The organism is Pseudomonas sp. NFXW11, assembly GCF_049887815.1.
In the GTDB taxonomy this organism is placed as follows: domain Bacteria; phylum Pseudomonadota; class Gammaproteobacteria; order Pseudomonadales; family Pseudomonadaceae; genus Aquipseudomonas.
In genome coordinates, this window is record NZ_JAGEKI010000020.1 from 22,001 (window position 1) to 42,859 (window position 20,859).

At 64.3% G+C, this 20,859-nt stretch carries 24 protein-coding genes; 14 read left to right on the forward strand and 10 right to left on the reverse strand.

Annotated features, from left to right (window positions below; all coding sequences use genetic code 11):
* Positions 1 to 17: 17 nt before the first annotated feature.
* A complete protein-coding gene (locus tag J4P02_RS25385; protein ID WP_426195481.1) occupies positions 18 to 491 on the reverse strand; it encodes a WbuC family cupin fold metalloprotein in 474 nt (157 codons plus the stop codon).
* Positions 492 to 494: 3 nt separating this feature from the next.
* Positions 495 to 1,052, reverse strand: a complete 558-nt coding sequence (locus tag J4P02_RS25390) for a hypoxanthine-guanine phosphoribosyltransferase (RefSeq protein ID WP_426195483.1) — start codon at positions 1,050 to 1,052, stop codon at positions 495 to 497.
* A gap of 164 nt (positions 1,053 to 1,216) precedes the next feature.
* On the opposite strand from J4P02_RS25390, the gene upp reads away from it, so the two are divergent.
* Together upp and J4P02_RS25400 are read left to right on the forward strand one after the other, a co-directional pair.
* Entirely contained in the window at positions 1,217 to 1,855 is a 639-nt protein-coding gene (gene upp, locus J4P02_RS25395; protein WP_011063386.1) for a uracil phosphoribosyltransferase, read from the forward strand.
* A gap of 2 nt (positions 1,856 to 1,857) precedes the next feature.
* Positions 1,858 to 3,132, forward strand: coding sequence for a uracil-xanthine permease family protein (locus J4P02_RS25400; protein WP_426195485.1), 1,275 nt, complete (start codon positions 1,858 to 1,860; stop codon positions 3,130 to 3,132).
* Positions 3,133 to 3,196: 64 nt separating this feature from the next.
* On the opposite strand, the gene hemH is transcribed toward J4P02_RS25400, so the two are convergent.
* Positions 3,197 to 4,219, reverse strand: coding sequence for a ferrochelatase (gene hemH / locus J4P02_RS25405; RefSeq protein WP_426195487.1), 1,023 nt, complete (start codon positions 4,217 to 4,219; stop codon positions 3,197 to 3,199).
* A gap of 13 nt (positions 4,220 to 4,232) precedes the next feature.
* A complete protein-coding gene (locus J4P02_RS25410) occupies positions 4,233 to 5,135 on the reverse strand; it encodes a TIGR01777 family oxidoreductase (RefSeq protein WP_426195489.1) in 903 nt (300 codons plus the stop codon).
* A 194-nt stretch (positions 5,136 to 5,329) separates the two neighbouring features.
* Here J4P02_RS25410 and J4P02_RS25415 point away from each other — a divergent pair, with 194 nt between their 5' ends.
* The 12 genes from J4P02_RS25415 (at position 5,330) to J4P02_RS25470 (ending at position 15,365) form a co-directional block, all read left to right on the forward strand.
* A complete protein-coding gene (locus J4P02_RS25415; RefSeq protein ID WP_426195491.1) occupies positions 5,330 to 6,316 on the forward strand; it encodes an NAD(P)/FAD-dependent oxidoreductase in 987 nt (328 codons plus the stop codon).
* Positions 6,313 to 6,528 carry a TIGR02450 family Trp-rich protein gene (locus tag J4P02_RS25420; RefSeq protein ID WP_426195493.1) on the forward strand — a complete coding sequence of 72 codons (216 nt, stop codon included), beginning with the start codon at positions 6,313 to 6,315 and terminating at the stop codon, positions 6,526 to 6,528. The genes J4P02_RS25415 and J4P02_RS25420 overlap by 4 nt, the downstream gene beginning before the upstream one ends.
* Before the next feature lie 121 nt (positions 6,529 to 6,649).
* The gene (locus tag J4P02_RS25425; protein ID WP_426195495.1) at positions 6,650 to 7,600 is read left to right on the forward strand and encodes a YbgA family protein; all 951 of its coding nucleotides are present in this window, start codon (positions 6,650 to 6,652) and stop codon (positions 7,598 to 7,600) included.
* A gap of 3 nt (positions 7,601 to 7,603) precedes the next feature.
* On the forward strand, positions 7,604 to 8,539 hold the full coding sequence (locus tag J4P02_RS25430; RefSeq protein ID WP_426195497.1) for a MerR family transcriptional regulator: 936 nt from the start codon (positions 7,604 to 7,606) through the stop codon (positions 8,537 to 8,539).
* Positions 8,540 to 8,552: 13 nt separating this feature from the next.
* Positions 8,553 to 9,998 carry a deoxyribodipyrimidine photo-lyase gene (gene phrB / locus J4P02_RS25435; RefSeq protein ID WP_426195499.1) on the forward strand — a complete coding sequence of 482 codons (1,446 nt, stop codon included), beginning with the start codon at positions 8,553 to 8,555 and terminating at the stop codon, positions 9,996 to 9,998.
* Positions 9,991 to 10,416, forward strand: coding sequence for a nuclear transport factor 2 family protein (locus tag J4P02_RS25440; RefSeq protein WP_426195501.1), 426 nt, complete (start codon positions 9,991 to 9,993; stop codon positions 10,414 to 10,416). The genes phrB and J4P02_RS25440 overlap by 8 nt, the downstream gene beginning before the upstream one ends.
* Positions 10,413 to 11,183: an SDR family NAD(P)-dependent oxidoreductase gene (locus J4P02_RS25445; protein WP_426195504.1), complete on the forward strand. Its 771-nt coding sequence runs from the start codon at positions 10,413 to 10,415 to the stop codon at positions 11,181 to 11,183. The genes J4P02_RS25440 and J4P02_RS25445 overlap by 4 nt, the downstream gene beginning before the upstream one ends.
* Positions 11,180 to 12,427 carry an NAD(P)/FAD-dependent oxidoreductase gene (locus J4P02_RS25450; protein WP_426195506.1) on the forward strand — a complete coding sequence of 416 codons (1,248 nt, stop codon included), beginning with the start codon at positions 11,180 to 11,182 and terminating at the stop codon, positions 12,425 to 12,427. Before J4P02_RS25445 ends, J4P02_RS25450 begins: the two co-directional genes overlap by 4 nt.
* Positions 12,424 to 13,239, forward strand: a complete 816-nt coding sequence (locus tag J4P02_RS25455; protein ID WP_426195508.1) for a DUF1365 domain-containing protein — start codon at positions 12,424 to 12,426, stop codon at positions 13,237 to 13,239. The genes J4P02_RS25450 and J4P02_RS25455 overlap by 4 nt, the downstream gene beginning before the upstream one ends.
* Positions 13,226 to 14,497 carry a class I SAM-dependent methyltransferase gene (locus tag J4P02_RS25460; RefSeq protein WP_426195510.1) on the forward strand — a complete coding sequence of 424 codons (1,272 nt, stop codon included), beginning with the start codon at positions 13,226 to 13,228 and terminating at the stop codon, positions 14,495 to 14,497. The genes J4P02_RS25455 and J4P02_RS25460 overlap by 14 nt, the downstream gene beginning before the upstream one ends.
* Positions 14,490 to 15,005: a DUF2878 domain-containing protein gene (locus tag J4P02_RS25465; RefSeq protein ID WP_426195512.1), complete on the forward strand. Its 516-nt coding sequence runs from the start codon at positions 14,490 to 14,492 to the stop codon at positions 15,003 to 15,005. Before J4P02_RS25460 ends, J4P02_RS25465 begins: the two co-directional genes overlap by 8 nt.
* Positions 15,006 to 15,059: 54 nt before the next feature.
* Complete coding sequence (locus J4P02_RS25470; RefSeq protein WP_426195514.1) at positions 15,060 to 15,365, forward strand: YkgJ family cysteine cluster protein; 306 nt, start codon at positions 15,060 to 15,062, stop codon at positions 15,363 to 15,365.
* Positions 15,366 to 15,373: 8 nt separating this feature from the next.
* Here J4P02_RS25470 and J4P02_RS25475 read toward each other — a convergent pair whose 3' ends face one another.
* The 6 genes from J4P02_RS25475 to hemA all read right to left on the reverse strand — a co-directional run bounded on the left by J4P02_RS25475 (position 15,374) and on the right by hemA (position 20,728).
* Complete coding sequence (locus tag J4P02_RS25475; RefSeq protein WP_426195517.1) at positions 15,374 to 15,892, reverse strand: acyloxyacyl hydrolase; 519 nt, start codon at positions 15,890 to 15,892, stop codon at positions 15,374 to 15,376.
* A 115-nt stretch (positions 15,893 to 16,007) separates the two neighbouring features.
* Entirely contained in the window at positions 16,008 to 16,799 is a 792-nt protein-coding gene (gene murI, locus J4P02_RS25480) for a glutamate racemase (RefSeq protein WP_426195519.1), read from the reverse strand.
* Entirely contained in the window at positions 16,792 to 17,547 is a 756-nt protein-coding gene (locus tag J4P02_RS25485; RefSeq protein ID WP_426195521.1) for a molybdopterin-synthase adenylyltransferase MoeB, read from the reverse strand. Before J4P02_RS25485 ends, murI begins: the two co-directional genes overlap by 8 nt.
* A complete protein-coding gene (gene prmC, locus J4P02_RS25490; protein ID WP_426195523.1) occupies positions 17,541 to 18,371 on the reverse strand; it encodes a peptide chain release factor N(5)-glutamine methyltransferase in 831 nt (276 codons plus the stop codon). Before prmC ends, J4P02_RS25485 begins: the two co-directional genes overlap by 7 nt.
* Positions 18,372 to 19,454, reverse strand: a complete 1,083-nt coding sequence (gene prfA, locus J4P02_RS25495; RefSeq protein ID WP_426195525.1) for a peptide chain release factor 1 — start codon at positions 19,452 to 19,454, stop codon at positions 18,372 to 18,374.
* Positions 19,454 to 20,728, reverse strand: a complete 1,275-nt coding sequence (gene hemA / locus J4P02_RS25500; protein WP_047285350.1) for a glutamyl-tRNA reductase — start codon at positions 20,726 to 20,728, stop codon at positions 19,454 to 19,456. Before hemA ends, prfA begins: the two co-directional genes overlap by 1 nt.
* Between the last annotated feature and the right edge of the window lie 131 nt (positions 20,729 to 20,859).

Genomic DNA, 20,859 nt, shown 5'->3' on the forward strand with positions numbered 1-20,859 from the left:
CGGCAGATCTTGCGCCGTCAGTCGAACTGCGCGCGCATCCAGGCCTGATACTCGGCCACACCCGGCTCGCCTTCCCGTGGCGCCCAACTGGCCATCTCGCCCTCACCCACCGGGCGATAGGGGCCGGCCTTGCATTCGAACATCAGGCTGTCGGGCTCGAGCACCACCAGGCCGTGGAATACGCCGGCGGGCAAGTCGACGCCGACGCAGTCACCGCCGGCTTCAAGCACCCGCTTGCCCTGCACCTGGCCCTGCTCATCGAAGATCAACACCCCGAGGCGCCCCTTGAGCACCAGCAGGGTCTCGGCCTTGTCGGCGCTCAGGTGCCGGTGCGGAGGAATGTAGGTGGCAGGTTGCAGGCCCACCGCCATGCGATGGCAGGGCTCTTCCATACTGTGGAAGTTGTGGTGCTGGCGACCACGGGGGTTGGCCGCAGCTTTCCCGGCCAGGTCATGAAACAAGGCTTGATCGAGAAAGCTCGGCGCACTCATCGCTTACATGCCCTTCACGGCGTAGATGCCGGCAGCGTTACGCCAGTAGCCCTTGTAGTCCATGCCGTAGCCGAACACGTAGCGGTCGACGCAATACAGGCCCATGTAATCGGCCTTGAGGTCCGCACGGGCCTTGCGGTCGTGCTCCTTGTCGATCAGTACCGCGGTGTGCACTGCACGGGCACCGGCGTGCTTGCAGAAATCGACGATGGCGCTGAGGGTATGACCTTCATCGAGGATGTCGTCGATGATCAGCACGTCGCGATCGATAAAGGAGACTTCCGGCTTGGACTTCCAGAACAGCTCGCCGCCGCTGGTTTCGTTGCGGTAACGAGTGGCGTGCAGGTAGGAGACTTCCAGTGGGAACTGCAAGTGGGTCAGCAGCTTGCCAGCAAAGATCAAGCCGCCGTTCATGACGCAGAACACCACCGGATTGCGCTCAGCCAGTTCTTCAGTGATGTGTGCACCGACCCGGGCGATGGCCGCCTCGACTTCAGCTTCGGTGTACAGGCAGTCAGCCTCGCGCATGATTTGACGGATATGCTCGAGATCAGCGGACATGGCGCTCTCCAAGGGGTGGCAGTTTCGGAAAAGCGGGCAAAGGTACGCATCCGGCCCGGTCAGATCAAGCATTTCTGGACTAACGTACTTTATGTCTATAGGACAACCACCCCGGATAGATTAATCTAGGCCGTTTTTTTTGCCCGCCGCCGGAGCCTTTCCCTATGCCCATCCGTGAGATCCGCCATCCGCTGATCCGACACAAGCTTGGCCTTATGCGCCGCGCAGACATCAGCACCAAGAACTTTCGCGAGCTCGCTCAGGAAGTCGGTGCCCTGCTGACCTACGAAGCCACCAAAGACCTGCCCCTGGAAAGCTACGAGATTCCAGGCTGGTGCGGCCCGGTCCAGGTCGAGAAAATCGCCGGCAAGAAGATTACCGTAGTGCCGATCCTGCGTGCCGGCATTGGCATGCTCGAAGGCGTGCTGAGCCTGATTCCCGGAGCCAAGGTCAGCGCCGTGGGCGTGGCCCGCAACGAGGAAACCCTGCAGGCCCATACCTACCTGGAAAAACTGGTACCGGAGATCGACGAGCGCCTGGCGATGATCATCGACCCGATGCTCGCCACCGGCAGTTCCATGGTCGCCACCATCGACCTGCTGAAGAAAGCCGGCTGCCGGGATATCCGCGCCATGGTCCTGGTTGCAGCCCCGGAAGGCATCGCCGCCGTGGAGCAGGCCCACCCGGACGTGACCATCTACACCGCCTCCATCGATCAGAAGCTCAACGAGCATGGCTACATCATTCCTGGCCTGGGTGATGCCGGTGACAAGATCTTCGGCACCAAGCAGAAGGACTCCTGATCATGCAGGATGAGTTCAACGATCCGCTCTGGCGCCAGGTGCTGTCTGGCGCGCAGATGCTCTTCGTGGCCTTTGGTGCCCTGGTGTTGATGCCGCTGATTACCGGTCTCGACCCCAACGTGGCGCTGTTCACGGCGGGTCTCGGGACTCTGTTGTTCCAGGTAGTGACCGGGCGCCAGGTGCCGGTGTTCCTGGCGTCGAGCTTCGCCTTCATCACCCCGATCATTCTCGCCAAGGGCCAGTTCGGCCTCGCGGCGACCATGGGCGGGGTGATGGCGGCGGGTTTCGTCTACACCTTTCTCGGCCTGGCGGTGAAGATCAAGGGCACCGGGTTCATCGACCGCCTGCTGCCGCCGGTGGTCATCGGCCCGGTGATCATCTCCATCGGCCTGGCCATGGCACCGATTGCCGCCAACATGGCCATGGGCAAGGCCGGTGACGGCAGCGAGCTGATTCATTACCAGACGGCAATGATGATCTCGATGCCGGCACTGCTCACTACCCTGATCGTCGCGGTATTCGGCAAAGGCATCTTCCGCCTGGTGCCAATCATCTCCGGGGTGCTGGTGGGTTTTGCCCTGTCGTTCTACTTCGGCGTGGTCGACACCGCGAAGATCGCCGCTGCGCCCTGGCTGGCACTGCCGCACTTCACCGCACCGGAATTCAACTGGCAGGCGATCCTGTTCATTGTCCCGGTGGCCCTGGCCCCGGCCATCGAGCATATCGGTGGAGTGATTGCGGTGGGCAGCGTGACCGGCCGCGACTACCTGAAGAAGCCCGGCCTGCACCGCACCCTGTTCGGTGACGGCGTTGCCACCACTGCTGCCGGCCTGTTCGGCGGCCCGCCCAACACCACCTACGCCGAAGTCACAGGCGCGGTGATGCTGACCAAGAACTACAACCCGAAAATCATGACCTGGGCGGCGGTCTTCGCCATCACCCTGGCCTTTATCGGCAAGTTCGGCGCGCTGCTGCAAAGCATCCCGGTGCCGGTAATGGGCGGGATTCTCTGCCTGCTGTTCGGTTCGATTGCTGCGGTGGGGATGAACACCCTGATTCGCCACAAGATCGACCTGGGTGAAGCGCGCAACCTGGTGATCGTCTCGGTGACCCTGGTGTTCGGCATTGGCGGTGTGCTGGTGGGAACCGGCACCGGCCCGGACGACTTCGGCCTCAAGGGCATTGCCCTGTGCGCCATTGTCGCCATCGCCCTGAACCTGATCCTGCCGGGCAACGACGGCTGGAAACAGAAGAAGTCCGACGAGCCGTTGATCTAAACCCGTTCGCCGGCCAGCCGGCTCCTACCAACACCCGGTAGGAGCCGGCTGGCCGGCGAAGCTTCTACAATGCCAAGGGCGCTCGTGCGCACAAGGTGCTCAGGGCCTTGGCCCATTGCGCATCGTCATTCAGGCACGGAATCAACAACAGCTCCTCCCCTCCCGCCTCGCGGAACTGCTCACGACCGCGATCACCGATTTCCTCCAGGGTCTCGATGCAATCGGCGACGAATGCCGGGCACATCACCAGCAGCTTCTTCACCCCCTGCTTGGCCAACTCATCGAGCCGCGCCTCGGTATAGGGTTCGATCCATTTCGCCCGCCCCAGCCGCGACTGGAAGGACACCGACCATTGCCCATCGGCCAGGCCCATCTGCTCGGCGAAGCGCTTGGCGGTACGGAAGCATTGGCCGCGATAACAATTGGCAAGCACCTGCGGCGAAGACGCCGCGCAACAGTCACCCTGCCCACCCAGGGCATGCCCGGGGTTGAGCTTGGTCAAATGCCGCTCGGGCAGGCCGTGGAAACTCAGCAGCAGATGGTCGAACGACTGCGCCAGGTGCGGCTTGACGCTGGCCACCAGGGCCTCGATGTATTCGGGCTGGTCATAGAAGGGCTGCAGCACGCTGAACTGCACATCCAGCTGATGCTCGCGCACCACGCGCCGGGCCTCTTCGAGCACGGTGGTCACCGTGCTGTCGGCAAACTGCGGGTACAGCGGCGCCAGGGTGATCTTCCGGTGCCCCTGGGCCACCAGCTTGAGCAGTGCCGATTCGATCGACGGTTCGCCATAACGCATCGCCAGTTCCACCGGCCCCTGCTGCCACTGCTCGCGCATCACCTGCTGCAGGCGACGGCTGAGCACCACCAGCGGCGAGCCCTCGTCCCACCAGATCGAGGCATAGGCGTGGGCCGACTGCTCCGGGCGCTTGATCAGGATCAGCGACACCAGCAAGCGTCGCACCGGCCAGGGCAGGTCGATCACATAAGGGTCCATCAGGAACTGATTGAGGTAGCTGCGCACATCCGCCACCGAGGTGGAGGCCGGCGAACCGAGATTGACCAGGAGCAACGCGTGATCGGTCATGCAACGTCCTATTTCAAAGGCGGCTGGACACATCGTCCAGGGCCGCAGGTAAATCAGTGAAGCGGAAGGCGAAACCCGCCTCCAGCAACCGCGCGGGAACGGCACGCTGGCCACCCAGCAACAGCACCGACAACTCCCCCAGCGCCAGGCGCAAGACAAAGGCCGGCAGCGGTATCAACGCCGGCCGATGCAGGACCCGCCCCAGGCTCTTGGCGAATTCCCGGTTGCGCACCGGTTTCGGCGCGCAGGCATTATAAGGACCCCGTGCCTCATCCTGATGCACAAGAAAATCAATCAGGGCAATTTGGTCGTCGATGTGAATCCACGGCATCCACTGCCGACCGTTGCCAATCGGGCCACCCAGCCCCAGCTTGAACGGCAGCAGCAGGCGCGACAAAAAGCCGCCCTCGGCAGAAAGCACCAAACCGGTGCGCAACAGCACCACACGCACTCCAATGGCCTCGGCTCGTTGCGCGGTTTCCTCCCAGGCGATGCATAGCTGGCTGGCAAAGTCCTCGCTGACCGGTGGCGAATCTTCGCTCACCTCACGCTCGCCGGCATCGCCGTACCAGCCCACCGCCGACCCCGAGAGCAGGACCCTGGGCTTTTGCTCGCGGCTTTCCAGCCAGTTGAGCAGGGTTTCGGTGAGGGTGATACGGCTGCCCCACAGTAACGCCTTGCGCTTGTGAGTCCAGGGCCGGTCGGCAATCGGCGCGCCGGCCAGGTTGATCACCGCGTCCAGCGGGGCCTGGTCCAGCTCTTGCAAAGTCTTGATGGCCCGCACCTGGGGCCCACACAACGCGGCCACTTTTTCGGGCTGACGCGTCCATACACTCAACTGATGACCCTGGGCCTGCCAATGACGACACAACGCCCGCCCGATCAAACCAGTACCGCCGGTCAGCAATATATGCATGACATCTTCCTCGCGTGGCGTTTTACCCGAATCACTAGTCTATTTTTATAAGCAGGGATCTTTTCAATCGGACAGGCTGTGTTTTAACGATAGACAACCTGCACAACCGATGACGCCGAAACCTGTACCAAATAACAATATTGTACAGGTTTTAGTAGCGGCGTAATCTGTACAGAAAGGTAAACGAGGCCCCTATGACAGTACCCATCGCAATCATTGGTACCGGCATTGCCGGACTCTCCGCAGCCCAATCCCTCAAGGATGCCGGGCACAGCGTCCAACTCTTCGACAAAAGCCATGGCAGTGGTGGACGCATGTCGAGCAAGCGCAGCGATGCCGGCAGCCTGGACCTGGGGGCCCAGTACTTTACCGCCCGCGACCGCCGTTTCGTCACCGAAGTCCAGCGCTGGCAAGCCAAGGGCTGGGTCGCCGAATGGACGCCGCAACTCTACAACTCCCATGGCGGCCAGCTCAGCCCTTCCCCGGACGAGCAGACCCGCTGGGTCGGCACCCCGCGCATGAGCGCCATCACCCGCGCCCTGATCGGCGACCTGGAAGTGCATTTCTCCTGCCGCATCACCGAAGTCTACCGGGGCGAGCAGCATTGGCACTTGCAGGATGCCGAGGGCTTCACCCACGGCCCCTTCAGCCATGTGGTGATCGCCACGCCGGCACCTCAGGCCACAGCCCTGCTGGCCGCCGCGCCGAAGCTCGCCGGAGTTGCCGCAGGGGTCAAGATGGAGCCGACCTGGGCCGTTGCCCTGGCCTTTGAAACCCCTCTGGAAACCCCGATGCAGGGCTGCTTCGTACAAGACAGCCCCCTGGACTGGCTGGCCCGCAACCGCAGCAAGCCCGGGCGCGATACCCATCTCGATACCTGGATCCTGCACGCCACCAGCGCCTGGAGCCGGCAACATATCGACCTGCCCAAAGAGGCGGTGATCGAACAATTGCACGGTGCCTTTGCCGAACTGCTGCACAGCGTGATGCCGGCCCCGGCCTTCAGCCTGGCTCACCGCTGGCTCTATGCGCGCCCGGCCACCAGCCATGAATGGGGCGCCCTGGCCGATGCCGATCTGGGGCTCTACGTATGCGGCGACTGGTGCCTGTCCGGCCGAGTCGAAGGCGCCTGGCTCAGTGGCCAGGAAGCAGCGCGCCGGCTGCATGAAAGCCTGCAGTGAACCGTCTCAATCCGCGCAAGCTGCTGCTGTCGAAATGGACAGCAGCCCACCCGCAACACCGCGAGAAACACTTTCTGGTCAGCCAGTTGTTCTGTGATGCCGCAGGCAAGGTGCAGGACATCGAGCTGCAAGCCGTGCTCACCCAGCGCTGCCAGCGCCTGAACTGGCAAGCCCTGCAGAACGACGGCGACTGGCAGATGGGCTGGCGCTGACCCGCTCGCCTTCCCGGGCAATACCTATACAAACGATTTGACTTGTACAACTTTAATTCTATGATGAAGACAAGTTGTACAAGCCATCCGATTTTGTACAGGTAAATCCCGGAGAGCCGCTATGTCTACCAAGCCGAAGATTGCCATCAGCGCCTGCCTGATGGGCGCCGAGGTCCGCTACAACGGTGGACACAAGGAATCACGCCTGTGCAGCCGCATCCTCAGCGAACATTTCGACTTCCTGCCCCTGTGCCCGGAAGTGGCCATCGGCATGGGTACCCCCCGCGAACCCATTCGCCTGGTCGGTGCCGCCGAGCAACCTCGGGCCCAGGGCAGTGTGGATGCCAGCCTGGACGTCACCCGCCCGCTGGCCGAGTACGGCGCACAGATGGCGGCGCAACTGGACGGAATCTGCGGCTACATCTTTATGCAGAACTCCCCCTCCTGCGGTCTGGAGCGGGTCAAGGTGTATCAGGCCAACGGTATTCCCCAGCGCAACGGCGGCCGCGGCATCTATGCCCAGGCATTCTGCGCCGGGCGCCCCGACCTGCCGGTGGAGGAAGCCGGGCGCCTGAACGATCCGGTGCTGCGGGAAAACTTCCTGGCCCGGGTCTACGTCTACCGCGACTGGCAGGCCCTGCTCGAGCAGGGCTTGAGCCGCCGCGCCCTCACCGACTTCCACTCGCGCTGCAAGTACCTGCTGATGGCCCACCATCCACTGCAGTACAAGGCCCTGGGCAAACTGCTGGGGAGCATGGGCAAGAGCGATCCGGCGCTTATCGGCCCGCAGTATTTCAGCCAGCTGATGGCGGCCCTGAGCCGCTGCGCCACCCGCGGCACCCACAGCAATGTGCTGCAGCACCTGAGCGGCTATCTCAAGCAGGCCATCAGCAGCGAGGACAAACAGGAAATGCAGCACATCATTGGCCAGTACCGCCACGGCATAGTGCCGCTGGTGGTGCCCATGACCCTGCTCAAGCATCACTTCCGCCTGCATCCCGATCCCTATATCGCCCAGCAGCTGTACCTGCAGCCGCATCCGGAAAACCTCAGCCTGCGCAACGGAATCTGAGCCGTGGAATCTCCCGCCCAGCCGTCCGCCAAGGACCTTGCCCAAGCCTCTTCGCCTGACAATCAGGACTGGTTGCCGATTCGCGAAGTGGCGCGCCAGACCGGGGTCAACGCCGTTACTCTGCGCGCCTGGGAGCGGCGCTATGGGCTGATCCGGCCCCGGCGCACGGCAAAGGGTCACCGCCTGTATTCCCAGGAACAGGTGCAGGAGATCCTGACCATCCTCACCTGGCTCAATCGCGGGGTTGCGGTGAGCCAGGTCAAGCACTTGCTGGGCAGCGCCCTGAACACCAGCCCCCCGGCCGAGAATGACTGGCAGCCCCTGCGCCAGAACCTGCGCCTGGCCATCGGCCAACTGGCGGAGCGCAAGCTCGACGATGCTTTCAACCAGGCCATGGCGCTGTATCCACCGCGAACCCTGTGCGAACACCTGCTGATGCCATTGCTGGCGGAACTGGAGCAGCACTGGCAAGGGCAGTTCGGCAGCCAGATGGAGCAGGTGTTCTTCTACTCCTGGCTGCGCAGCAAGCTGGGAGCGCGGATCTACCACAACAATCGCCAACTGCAAGGCCCGCCACTGCTGCTGGTTAACCAGTCGGACCTGGCCCTGGAGCCTCACCTGTGGCTGACCGCCTGGCTGGCCAGCAGCGCCGACTGCCCGGTGGAAGTCTTCGACTGGCCGCTACCCGGCGCCGAACTGGCCCTGGCCGTCGAGCGCCTACAGGCCCGGGGCCTGTTGCTGTACTCGAGCAAGGCGCTCAACCCGGCGCAATTGCCGCGGCTGCTGAGCGGCATTGCCGGCAAAAAATTCATCGTCGGACCCGCGGTCTGCATCCACCCCGCCCAGTGGTCCGTACATACCCATGACATCGCTGAGCTGTACCTGGCCGAAGGGCCAGTCGACGCCTACCAGGCGCTGCTGCAGCAAGCACTTTTCTAAAGCGGAAACCCACATGCAATTGATCTGGCTGCGCAGCGACCTGCGCCTACATGACAACACCGCCCTGACTGCCGCAACCCAACGCGGCCCGACGGTGGCGTTGTACCTGCTGAGCCCGGAACAGTGGCAGGCCCATGACGACGCCCCCTGCAAGGTGGATTTCTGGCTGCGCAACCTGCAGCACCTGAGCACGGCCCTGAGCCGGCTGAATATTCCCTTGCTGATCCGCAGCGCCACCACCTGGGACCAGGCGCCCCAGGTGCTGCTGGATCTGTGCCGGCAATTGCAGGTACAGGGGCTGCACTTCAACCAGGAGTACGGCGTTCATGAAAGCCGCCGCGATGCCGCCGTGACGCGCGTCCTGGAGCAAGCCGCTATCAGCGTCCAGGGCTATCTCGATCAATTGCTGTTCCAACCCGGCAGCGTGCTGACCAAGAGTGGCGGCTACTTCCAGGTGTTCAGTCAATTTCGCAAGGTCTGCTACAGCCGCCTGCACAGCAGCCTGCCGCCGCTACTGAGCGCGCCCAAGGCCCAGGCGCCACTGACGATCGAGGCCGATCCGCTGCCGCGGCAGATTGCCGGTTTTGCCTGCCCCGAGCCTTCCCTGCGCGAGCTCTGGCCGGCCGGCGAAGACGCAGCCTTGGCACGCCTGGCCGCCTTCAGCGAGGAGCAGATCAGCTACTACCAGAACGAGCGCGACTTCCCGACCAAGCCCGGCACCAGCCAGCTTTCGCCCTACCTCGCCGCCGGGGTGGTCTCGCCCCGGCAGTGCCTGCATGCGGCCTTGCGCAGCAACTTCGGCGAATTCGAAAGCGGCAACCCCGGCGCCGTCACCTGGATCAACGAATTGCTCTGGCGCGAGTTCTACAAGCACATCCTGGTGGGCTACCCGCGCGTCTCGCGGCACCGCGCCTTCCGCCCGGAAACCGAAGCCCTGGCCTGGCGCAACGCCCCCGACGAACTGGCGGCCTGGCAGGAAGGGCGCACCGGCCTGCCGATCATCGATGCGGCCATGCGCCAACTGCTGGCAACCGGCTGGATGCACAATCGCCTGCGCATGGTGGTGGCAATGTTTTTGACCAAGAACCTGCTGATCGACTGGCGCGAGGGCGAACGCTTCTTCATGCGCCACCTGATCGACGGCGACCTGGCGGCGAACAACGGCGGCTGGCAATGGAGCGCCTCCACCGGCACCGATGCCGCGCCCTACTTTCGCATCTTCAACCCCGTGAGCCAGTCCGAGCGTTTCGACCCCGAAGGACGCTTTATCAAGCACTGGCTGCCGCAGCTGGCGGCCCTGAACAAGAAAGATATCCACAACCCGGGGGCCATGGGCGGCCTGTTCGGCGTTGCCGATTACCCCGCGCCCATGGTCAACCTGTCGATGTCCCGGGATCGCGCCCTGGCCGCCTTCAAGGCACTGCCCTCGCGCCTGGATGCCGGAGGTGCCGATGACTGACTTCCTCGAAGGCTTCGCCCGAGACTTCGCCAGCCTCGACCGGCATAACCTGGCACGCCTCGCTCAGCTCTACAGCGACGACATCCAGTTCACCGACCCGCTGCATCAGGTGCAGGGGCTGGATCGCCTGCAACACTACTTCGCCGAGCTCTACGCCAACGTGGGCGACCTGCGCTTCGAATTCCACGGCGCCGACACCTGCGCCAGTAACCAGGGTTACCTGCGCTGGACCATGAGCTACCGCCACCCGCGCCTCAAGGGTGGCCGGCTGATCCAGGTCGCTGGCTGCTCGCACCTGCACTGGCGCGACGGCAAGGTCTATCGCCACCGGGACTATTTCGACGCCGGCGCCCTGCTCTATGAACACCTGCCCCTACTCGGCACGGCCATCGCCTGGCTGAAAAGGAGGCTCGGATGAACCCGAGTATGCCCCGGCGCATCTGGCTCACCGGCGCCAGCAGCGGCATCGGCGCGGCCCTGGCCGAAGAGCTGCTGAACAGCGGTGCCCAACTGGCGGTCAGCGCCCGTTCCCGCGAGCCGCTGGAAGCCCTGGCCCTGCGCTACCCCGGGCGGGTGCTGGTGGTGCCCGGCGACCTGACCGACGCCCTGCAGGTGCGCGAGATCGGCAAGCGCATCGCCCAGGCCTGGGGCGCCCTGGACAGCGTGATCCTCAACGCCGGAACCTGCGAGTACATCGAGGTACGGCAGTTCGAAGCGGCGCTGCTCGAGCGCGTGCTGAGCAGCAACCTGCTGTCCGCCGGCTACTGCATCGAAGCGGCGCTGCCGCTGCTGCGTGCCGGCAATCGCCCCCATCTGGTGGGCGTGGCCAGCTCCGTGACTTACCTGCCGCTGCCCCGGGCCGGTGCCTATGGCGCCTCCAAGGCGGCGCTGCGCTACCTGCTGCAATCCCTGCGCATCGACCTGGCGGCCGAGGGTATCGATGTCACCCTGGTCAGCCCGGGTTTCGTCGATACCCCACTGACGGCGCGCAACGACTTCCCCATGCCCATGAGCTGGCCGGCCGCCAAGGCCGCGCGGCATATCCACCAGCGCCTGGCCCATCGCGACCTGGAAATCGCCTTCCCGACTCGCTTCATCCTCGGCCTCAAGCTGCTGGCCTGGCTCCCCGGACGCCTGCAACTGGCCATCGCCCGGCGCATGGCCCGCACAGAGGATGCCCCATGAAAGTCGCCATCATTGGCAGCGGCATCGCCGGGCTGACCTGCGCCTACCTGCTCAATCGCCGCCATGAAATCCGCGTCTACGAAGCGGGCAGCTGGATCGGCGGCCACACCCATACCCTGGATATCCAGCTGGATGGCCAGACCCACGCGGTGGATACCGGCTTCATTGTGTTCAACGACTGGACCTACCCCAACTTCATCCGCCTGCTGGGGCAGATCGGAGTCAGGTTCAAGCCCACCGAAATGAGCTTCTCGGTGAGCGATCCGGCCTCGGGCCTGGAGTACAACGGCAACAACCTCAACAGCCTCTTCGCCCAGCGCCGCAACCTGCTGTCGCCAGGCTTCTGGGGCATGCTGCGGGACATCCTGCGCTTCAATAAAGCCGCCCAGCGCGACTTGCAGCAGCAACGCATCGCCGCCGACACCACCCTGGGCGACTACCTGCACCGCGAGGGCTATGGCGAGCGCTTTATCCAGCACTACATAGTGCCCATGGGCTCGGCGATCTGGTCGATGTCGCGGGTGCAGATGCTGGGGTTTCCGTTGCAGTTCTTCGTGCGCTTCTTCAAGAACCACGGCCTGCTGTCGGTGAGCAACCGCCCGCAATGGTGCGTGATCGAGGGCGGCTCCAGTCGCTATATCGAGCCGCTGACTGCAACCTTCCGCCAGCACATCCGCCTCGACTGCCCGGTGCAACGGGTCGAACGCGATGCCCTCGGCGTGGTGATCCACAGCAGCGCCGGCAGTGAGCGTTTCGACAAGGTGGTGTTCGCCTGCCACAGCGACCAGGCCCTGCAACTGCTGGCCAGCCCCAGCCACGCCGAGCAGGAAATTCTCCAGGCCCTGCCCTATGCCGACAACGAGGTGCTGCTGCACACCGATACCCGCCTGCTGCCCAAGCGCCGCCTGGCCTGGGCCAGCTGGAACTATCGCCTCGACGCCAGTGGCGAGAACGCTGCGGCGGTGACCTACAACATGAACATTCTGCAAGGCCTGAACAGCAGCAGCACCTTCTGCGTCAGCCTCAATCAGAGCCCAGCCATAGACCCGGCAAAAGTCCTTGCCCGCTTCACCTATGCCCATCCGCAATACAGCCTCGACGCCGTGGCGGCCCAGGCACGCTGGAGCGAGTTGCAAGGAGCCCAGCACAGCTTCTACTGCGGCGCCTACTGGGCCAACGGTTTCCATGAAGACGGCGTGGTCAGCGCCTTGCGCGTGGCCCAGGCCTTTGGTGAGCAACTGTGAACAGTGCCCTGTACAGCGGCTGGATCAGCCACCGGCGCTTCGCCCCCAAGGGCCATGCCTTTGGCTACCGGATCGGCCTCTTGTACCTCGACCTGGACGAACAGGACGCGGTGCTCGGGCTCTCGCCCCTGGCCGGCCGCAGCCGCTTCGCGCCCTTCGCCTTCCGTGAAAGCGACTACCTGCCAGGCTGCACCCGCCAGGGCCAGCGCCTGATCGACGCAGTACGCCAGCAAGTGGCCGCGGCCATCGGCCATGCGCCGGGCGGCGCGGTGTGCCTGCTGACCCAGGTGCGCAGCTGGGGCCTGGCGTTCAACCCGGTGAGCTTCTTCTATTGCTTCGAGGCCGACGGGCAACTGGCGGCGATTCTCTGCGAGGTCAGCAACACCCCCTGGCGCGAGCGCTATCACTATGTGCTGCCGGCCCGCCCTTGCAGCGCCAAGGCTCCCGAGCACCAGCACTTCGCCGTGGCCAAGGCCTTCCATGTGTCGCCGTTCCTGCCCCGCGATCTTGAGTACCACATGAGCTTCAGCCCGCCCGGCGAACGGCTTGGCGTGCATATGGCCGACTGGCAGGGCGAGCTCAAGCTGTTCGATGCCACCCTCAGCCTGCAACGCCAGGCCCTGGATCGCCCAAGCCTGCACCGCTACCTGCGCCGCTTTCCCTGGATGACCGCCAAGACCTGCCTGGCGATCTACTGGCAGGCCCTGCGCCTGGCGGCCAAGGGCATCAAGTTCTTCCCCCATCAGGCCGCCGCCGGCGCCTTCCGCACAGCCACTGCACAACCCAAGGATCGCCGCCATGAAAGCCCCTAGCGTATTGGCCAGAAGCCCGCTGTTCAGCACCCATAACCTGACCGCCAGCCTGCTGCGCCGTGGCGTTCTGCGGCAGTTGGCGCAGTTGCGCCACGGGCAACTGGCGATAGTCGAGAACGGCGAGCGCCTGCTCTTCGGCAACAGTGCTGCGGCGCTGCTTGGGGAGATCCAGGTGCACGACGCCAGTGCCTGGGGCCTGGTGGCCTGCAACGGCTCGATCGGTGCCGGCGAGGCCTTTATCCACGGTTACTGGAGCACCCCGGACCTGACCGCGGTAATTCGCGTGTTCGTCAGCAACCTGGAGGTACTGGATGCCATGGAGGGCGGCCTGGCGCGACTCGGGCGCCCCCTGGTGCTTGGCCTGCATTGGCTCAATCGCAACACCCGCAAGGGCTCGCAGAAAAACATCGCCGCCCACTACGACCTCGGCAACGAGCTGTTCGAACAATTCCTCGACCCCACCATGATGTATTCCGCGGCGCAGTTTCGCCGTGCCGATGACAGCCTGGAACAGGCCCAGTTGAACAAGCTGCAACGCATCTGCCAGAAGCTCGCCCTCAAGCCCACCGACCACTTGCTGGAGATCGGCACCGGTTGGGGCAGCATGGCCCTGTATGCGGCCCAGCATTATGGTTGCCGGGTGACCACCACCACCTTGTCCAAGGAACAGTTTGCCTTCACCCGGCAACGCATCCTCGCCGCGGGCCTGGAAGATCGGGTGACCCTGTTGCTGGAGGATTATCGCGACCTGCGCGGGCAATTCGACAAGCTGGTGTCCATCGAGATGATCGAAGCGGTGGGCCATCGTTTTCTGCCCACCTACTTCAAGCAATGTGCGCAGCTGCTGAAAAGCGACGGGCTGATGCTGCTGCAGGCCATCACCATCCGCGACCAGCGTTATGAACAAGCAAAGAACACCGTGGATTTCATCCAGCGCTACATCTTCCCCGGCGGCGCCCTGCCCTGTGTACAGAAAATGCTCGAAGTGGTGGGCCGCGACACCGACATGAACCTGTTGCACATGGAGGATTTCGGCCTGCACTACGCCCGCACCCTGCGCCTGTGGCACGAGAACTTCCGCCGCGCCCACGGGCGCCTCGGTGAGCTGGGCTACGACCCCTACTTCCTGCGGCTGTGGGAGTTCTACCTGTGCTACTGCGAAGGCGGCTTCCTGGAACGCAGCATCGGCGCTGCGCAGTTGTTGCTGGCCAAGCCCGCGGCCATGCCGGAACCCTTGCTGGGGTGCTTCGATGCCTAAGCAGCTGGCCAATGCCCTGCTGTTCCAGCTGGGCTGGTTCACCTGCGTGCTCAGTGGCGACAGCCCCTGGCTCTTGCTCGGACTGGCGACCCTGCTGGCGCATTTTCGCTGGGTTGGCCGCTGGGCCGACGAAGGCCCGATGATCGTCGGCATTGCCCTGATCGGCATCACCCTGGACAGTTTCCTGCATTGGCTCGGGGTCTTTCAGTTCCAGCAAGTCAGCCTGCTGATTCCCTGGTGGCTGATGCTGCTCTGGGCCTTGCTGGCCACCACCTTGCGCCATTGCCTGGCCTGGAGCGCACACCCCTGGTGGCTGGCAAGCGCACTGGGGGCGCTGGGCGGGCCGCTGTCCTACTACGCCGGGGGCCGCCTGGCGGAAGTGACCTTTCCTTACGGCGTGCTGCCAACCCTGATCGGCCTGGGACTGCTCTGGGCCCTGTTGCTGCCACTGCTGCATGTACTGGCGCGACCGACGCCAGGCGAGCCGCCACTGGTCACCGGCGACTGAGCATCCGTCAGGGCTTTCACACAGCCTCGGCTCACTGCCTTACACTGCGCGCCTATGATCACCATTCCCGTTACCCCCATCGCCGAACCCGCCATCAGTTGCTCCACCTGCGCGGCCTGCTGCTGCCAGCTGGAAGTCATGCTGATCACCGACACCGGGGTGCCCGAACGCTTTATCGACACCGACGACTGGGGCGGCGAAGTCATGCGCCGCCTGGATGACGGCTGGTGTGCGGCCCTGGATCGCGACAGCATGCGTTGCAGCATCTATGAACTGCGGCCGCTGATCTGCCGCGAGTTCGAACTGGGCGAGGCGGACTGCCTCAGCGAACGCCGGGGAATCGCCACGGCGTATCGCTGAGCGCGGCTTCAGAGCGGCATTGTGTAATGCAGTGCGTAGCTCTCGACGCCGTCGTTGGGGGTACGGATACCGGCGTTGGAGTAATGGGTGGCGCGAATACCCACCTCATGCCCACCGGCAAAGCGCAGACCAAAGCCCAGGCGGTCCTCGAACTGGAAGGATGAACCCAGCTTGTTGTCTTCAACCACGGTGTGGGCAAAGGCCGCCACGCCGATCCCTGCCTCGATGTAGGGCTTGATGCTGGCGCCGGCGAACTCGTAGAGCAGCACCGGCGAGAACGACAGGCTGTGATTGCTCGATTTCTTGTCGCCATCCCAATAGGTGTAGGCGCCGCTCCAGTAGCCGGTCAGGCGCCCGACATCGCTCTGCAGCCAACTCTTGTCCCAGTCCCATTGCAGGCCCAGCCGATAGGTCTGGGTCGAATCGCTGGTCTGCCCCACGGCAAACTCGACACCGGCTGCCTGCGCGGAAAAACTCTGCCCCAACAACACAGACGCAAGCGCGGCCAGACAAAATAGTCGCTTCATCAAGAACATCCTTTTCTGATTGATTTATCTGTTTTCTTGCCACCCACTAGACAGGCAATAGAAGCCCGGGCCCGTGCAGAAGTTCAGCTGCAAGCCGTGGGTACCCGAGAATTTTTCACAGATCGAAGCTTTGTACCGCGCCGGTCTGCGGCAGCAGCAGCGGCAGCACCTGGGCAAAGTGCGCGACATCGCCGCTGGTCCAGAAGCGCGGCTCGCGGGCCGGCCCAGAAGCCAGCAGTTGTTTCTCATCCAGCAGCCGCCGCAGTTGCCGGGCCACTGCGGCGCCGGTGTCGATCAGGCTGATATCGGGCGCCAGCATCTGCTCCAGCACCGGCTTGAGGAACGGATAGTGGGTGCAACCCAGGATGATGGTGTCGCAGCCGGCCTGCAGCAGCGGCTCGAGATAGCCTTGCAGCATGCGGCACAGGGCGGGGCTGCTGAGGTCGCCGTCCTCGATCATCTCCACCAGCCCCGGGCAGGGCTGGGTGACCACCTTGACGTCGGTGGCGAAGCGATCGAGCAAGGCGGCGAACTTGGCGCTCTGCAAGGTGCCGGTGGTGGCCAGCACCCCGACCACGCCACTGCGGGTGGCGGCCGCGGCCGGCTTGACCGCAGGCTCCATGCCGACGATGGGCCAGTCGGGGAAATCCCGGCGCAGCTCGGCCACTGCCGCCACGGTGGCGGTATTGCAGGCCAGCACCAGTGCCTTGGCGCCCTGTTCGCGGAAGTAGCGCGCCATCAACCCGCAACGCTGGCGGATGAACTCGGGGGTTTTCTCGCCATAGGGGATGTAGCCGCAATCCCCGAAATAGAGCAGCGACTCCTGGGGCAGCCGTTGCTGAATCTCTGCCAGCACCGACAGGCCGCCGACACCGGAGTCGAATACCGCGATCGGAGCCTCACTCATGGCGTGTTCCACACACGCTGCAGGCCGGGTCGCGCTTGACCCGCAACTCGCGAAAACGTGAACCCAGGGCATCGATCAGCAACAGGCGGCCCACCAGTGGCTCGCCAAAGCCGGCCAGCAGCTTCAAGGCTTCCAGCGCCTGCAGGCTGCCCACGGTACCCACCAAGGGGCCCAGTACTCCGGCTTCGCTGCAAGTCAGTTCAGCTTCGCTGCCATGCCCATATAAACAGTGGTAGCAGGGGCTTTCGGCGCGCCGCGGGTCGAACACCGAGAGCTGCCCTTCCAGGCGAATCGCCGCGCCGCTGACCAGGGGTTTGCCGGCGGCCATGCAAGCGGCGTTCACCGCTTCGCGGGTGGCGAAGTTGTCGCAGCAGTCCAGCACCAGGTCCACCGCGGCCACGGCAGCGTCCAGGCTGTCGGCATCCAGCGCCTGGGCATGGCGCACCAGGCGGATTTCCGGGTTGAGGGCAGTCAGCCGGGCAACGGCCGAATCCACCTTGCTGACCCCGACGCTGGCGCTGTCGTGAATGATCTGTCGTTGCAGGTTGGTCATATCGACGGTGTCGAAATCCGCCAGGTGCAGCTCACCGACACCGGCGGCTGCCAGGTACAGGGCCGCAGGAGCACCCAGACCGCCGAGACCGACGATCAGCACCCGGCTTTGCTTAAGCCGCAACTGGCCGTCGATATCCACCTGGGCCAAGAGGATCTGCCGGCTGTAGCGCAACAGCTCCTGATCGGTCAGCACGGCAGGCACCCGAGGCTGATGCGCTCATGCCCGCCCAGGTCGACTCGGCTGTGGACCTCGACAAAGCCCTGGGCCGTCAACAGTTCACGCACCGCTGCGGCCTGGTCGTAACCGTGCTCCAGCATCAGCCAGCCACCGGCATCCAGGTGCTGCGGGGCCTGGCTGACGATCAGGCGCAGATCGTCCAGGCCATCCTGGCCCGCCACCAGGGCGCTTTCCGGTTCGAAGCGCACATCACCGGCCACCAGGTGCGGGTCGGCCTCGGCTATATAAGGAGGGTTGCTGACGATCAACGCGAAACGCTGGCTCTGGATCGAGCTGAACCAGTGGCTGCTCAACACCTGCACATTGTCCAGTTGCAGGCGCTGGCGGTTGCGCTCGGCCAGGGCCACGGCTTCCAGTACCCGGTCCACGGCAGTCACCTGCCAGGCCGGGCGCTCGCTGGCCAGGGCCAGGGCAATGGCGCCGCTGCCGGTGCCCAGGTCGAGCACCTTGGCCGGGGTTGCCGGCAGCAGTTCCAGCGCCGCCTCCACCAGCAGTTCGGTGTCGGGGCGGGGAATCAGGGTGTGCGGCGCCACTTCCAGGTCGAGCTTCCAGAAGCCCTGCTGGCCAAGGATGTAGGCCACCGGCTCGCCGGAGCGCCGGCGCTGCAGGTACTCGGCGAACAGCAGCGCGGCCTCGCTGGGCACGATGCGCTCCGGCCAGGTATGGAGAAAGCTCCGGGGCTTGCCCAGGGCCGCGGCCAGGAGCAGCTCGGCATCCAGGCGCGGGGTCGGTGAATCGGGCAACTGGGCCGCGCGCAGCAGGCTGGCAATGATGGTCATTTACTCACCCAAGGCTGCAAGTTGATCGGCCTGATACTCGGCCAGCAGCGGTTCGATCACCGCTTCCACGCCGCCGGCGAGGATTTCGTCCAGGGAATACAGGGTCAGGTTGACCCGGTGGTCGGTGACCCGGCCCTGGGGAAAGTTATAGGTCCGAATGCGCTCGGAGCGATCTCCCGAGCCCACCAGCAGCTTGCGTTCGCTGGCGATGGCGTTGGCCGCGGCGCTGGTCTGCTGGTCGTTGAGCTTGGCCGACAGCCAGGCCATGGCCCGGGCGCGGTTCTTGTGCTGGGAACGTTCTTCCTGGCACTCCACCACGATGCCCGTGGGCAAGTGGGTGATGCGGATCGCCGAATCGGTCTTGTTCACGTGCTGGCCACCGGCACCCGAGGAGCGGTAGGTGTCGACGCGCAGGTCCGCCGGGTTGATCTCGATGGCTTCCTGTTCATCCGGCTCCGGCAGCACCGCCACGGTACAGGCCGAGGTGTGGATACGGCCCTGGGACTCGGTGGCCGGGACACGCTGTACGCGGTGGGCACCGGACTCGAACTTGAGCTTGCCATAGACATTCTCGCCTTCGACCCGGGCGATGACTTCCTTGTAGCCGCCGTGCTCGCCCTCGTTTTCCGAGAGGATCTCCAGGCGCCAGCCACGCCGCTCGGCGTAACGCGAGTACATGCGGAACAGGTCGCCGGAGAAGATTGCCGCCTCGTCACCGCCGGTGCCGGCGCGGATTTCCAGGAACACGTTGCGTCCGTCGTTGGGGTCCTTGGGCAGCAGCATGCGCTGCAGCTCGCCTTCCAGCTCGGCCAGTTGTTCCTTGGTCTCGCGCACTTCCTCCACGGCCATTTCCCGCAGGTCCGGGTCGCTGTCCTTGAGCAGCGCCTGGGCGCCCTCGAGGTCGGCCTGGAGCTTGAGCACCTTTTGATAGGCCGCCACGACCGGCTCGACCTCCGCGTACTCCTTGGAATAGGCGCGGAACTTGGTCTGGTCGGAAATGACCTCGGCATCGCCGAGCAAGGCGGTCAGTTCCTCGAAACGGTCCTGGAGAATGTCCAGCTTACTGAGCAGTGACGCTTTCATTACGGGGTTTTATCCGATGAGCCCTCACCGAGGGCAAAGAGTTCTTGGGCCATGGCCAGCGCATCGAGGCGGCCTTCGGCAGACAGCTTTTTCAACTGCACGCTGGGGGCGTGGAGCAATTTGTTGGTCAGGCCACGGGCCAGTTGCGCCAGCACGTCTTCGGCGCTGCTGCCGTTGCTCAACAGACGCAGGGCTTTTTGCAGCTCTTCGTCGCGCAGGCGCTCGCTTTGTTGGCGGTAGGCCTTGAGCACATCGACCGCGGCCAGCTCCCGCAGGCGCACCATGAAATCCTCGGCGCCGATGTTCACCAGTTCCTCGGCGGCCTGGGCGGCACCCTGACGGCTCTTGAGGTTCTCCGCGACCACTTCGTGAAGATCGTCCACGGTATACAGGTAAACGTCGTCCAACTCGCCGACTTCCGGCTCGATATCCCGCGGTACGGCGATATCCACCATGAAAATCGGCTTGTGCTTGCGCAGCTTCAGCGCGCTTTCCACCGCGCCCTTGCCGAGGATCGGCAACTGGCTGGCGGTGGAACTGATAACGATATCGCTGTGCACCAGCTCCTGGGGAATGTCCGAGAGCAGCACCGCATGGGCGCCGAACTGCTCCGCCAGGAGGCTGGCGCGCTCCAGGGTGCGGTTGGCCACGACGATGCGCTTGACCCCCAGGTCGTGCAGGTGCCGGGCCACCAGGGTGATGGTTTCGCCAGCGCCGATCAGCAGCGCCTGGCTGCGTTGCAGGTCACTGAAGATCTGCTTGGCCAGGCTGACCGCGGCAAAGGCCACGGACACCGGGTTCTCGCCAATCGCGGTGTCGGTACGCACCTGCTTGGCGGCGCTGAAGGTGGCCTGGAACAACCGCCCCAGCAACGGCCCAACGGTACCGGCCTCGCGAGCCACGGCGTAGGCGGACTTCATCTGCCCGAGAATCTGCGGTTCGCCCAGCACCAGGGAATCCAGGCCCGAGGCCACCCGCATCATGTGACGAACTGCCGCATCATCTTCATGCACATAGGCACTGGCGCGCAGCTCATCCAGGCTCAAATGGTGATATTCCGCCAGCCAGCGCAGCACCACATCCGCCGACAGATGATCCTGTTCTATATAGAGCTCACTGCGATTGCAGGTGGAGAGGATCGCAGCTTCGCGGCTGTCGGTGAGTCGGCAGAGCTGCTGCAAGGCCTCAACCAACTGCTCAGGAGTAAAGGCCACGCGCTCGCGGACGTCTACGGAAGCAGTCTTGTGGTTAATACCGAGTGCAAGGAAGGCCATTCAAGGTCGCTGATGATGTCGAGAAGCCGACAATTGTCCTACTTCGACAGACGCAGAACAACTACCGCCTACTATTGTCCTAATAGACCGCCCCCGAGGCATCCCGTTGAGTCTCGGTTATGTTTGACCGA

Coding starts and splice junctions, on each gene's coding strand:
- J4P02_RS25385 (WP_426195481.1), bottom strand. CDS start 491: ATGAGTGCGCCGAGCTTTCTCGATCAAGCCTTGTTTCATGACCTGGCC.
- J4P02_RS25390 (WP_426195483.1), bottom strand. CDS start 1,052: ATGTCCGCTGATCTCGAGCATATCCGTCAAATCATGCGCGAGGCTGAC.
- upp (WP_011063386.1), top strand. CDS start 1,217: ATGCCCATCCGTGAGATCCGCCATCCGCTGATCCGACACAAGCTTGGC.
- J4P02_RS25400 (WP_426195485.1), top strand. CDS start 1,858: ATGCAGGATGAGTTCAACGATCCGCTCTGGCGCCAGGTGCTGTCTGGC.
- hemH (WP_426195487.1), bottom strand. CDS start 4,219: ATGACCGATCACGCGTTGCTCCTGGTCAATCTCGGTTCGCCGGCCTCC.
- J4P02_RS25410 (WP_426195489.1), bottom strand. CDS start 5,135: ATGCATATATTGCTGACCGGCGGTACTGGTTTGATCGGGCGGGCGTTG.
- J4P02_RS25415 (WP_426195491.1), top strand. CDS start 5,330: ATGACAGTACCCATCGCAATCATTGGTACCGGCATTGCCGGACTCTCC.
- J4P02_RS25425 (WP_426195495.1), top strand. CDS start 6,650: ATGTCTACCAAGCCGAAGATTGCCATCAGCGCCTGCCTGATGGGCGCC.
- phrB (WP_426195499.1), top strand. CDS start 8,553: ATGCAATTGATCTGGCTGCGCAGCGACCTGCGCCTACATGACAACACC.
- J4P02_RS25440 (WP_426195501.1), top strand. CDS start 9,991: ATGACTGACTTCCTCGAAGGCTTCGCCCGAGACTTCGCCAGCCTCGAC.
- J4P02_RS25445 (WP_426195504.1), top strand. CDS start 10,413: ATGAACCCGAGTATGCCCCGGCGCATCTGGCTCACCGGCGCCAGCAGC.
- J4P02_RS25450 (WP_426195506.1), top strand. CDS start 11,180: ATGAAAGTCGCCATCATTGGCAGCGGCATCGCCGGGCTGACCTGCGCC.
- J4P02_RS25460 (WP_426195510.1), top strand. CDS start 13,226: ATGAAAGCCCCTAGCGTATTGGCCAGAAGCCCGCTGTTCAGCACCCAT.
- J4P02_RS25465 (WP_426195512.1), top strand. CDS start 14,490: ATGCCTAAGCAGCTGGCCAATGCCCTGCTGTTCCAGCTGGGCTGGTTC.
- J4P02_RS25470 (WP_426195514.1), top strand. CDS start 15,060: ATGATCACCATTCCCGTTACCCCCATCGCCGAACCCGCCATCAGTTGC.
- J4P02_RS25475 (WP_426195517.1), bottom strand. CDS start 15,892: ATGAAGCGACTATTTTGTCTGGCCGCGCTTGCGTCTGTGTTGTTGGGG.
- murI (WP_426195519.1), bottom strand. CDS start 16,799: ATGAGTGAGGCTCCGATCGCGGTATTCGACTCCGGTGTCGGCGGCCTG.
- prmC (WP_426195523.1), bottom strand. CDS start 18,371: ATGACCATCATTGCCAGCCTGCTGCGCGCGGCCCAGTTGCCCGATTCA.
- prfA (WP_426195525.1), bottom strand. CDS start 19,454: ATGAAAGCGTCACTGCTCAGTAAGCTGGACATTCTCCAGGACCGTTTC.
- hemA (WP_047285350.1), bottom strand. CDS start 20,728: ATGGCCTTCCTTGCACTCGGTATTAACCACAAGACTGCTTCCGTAGAC.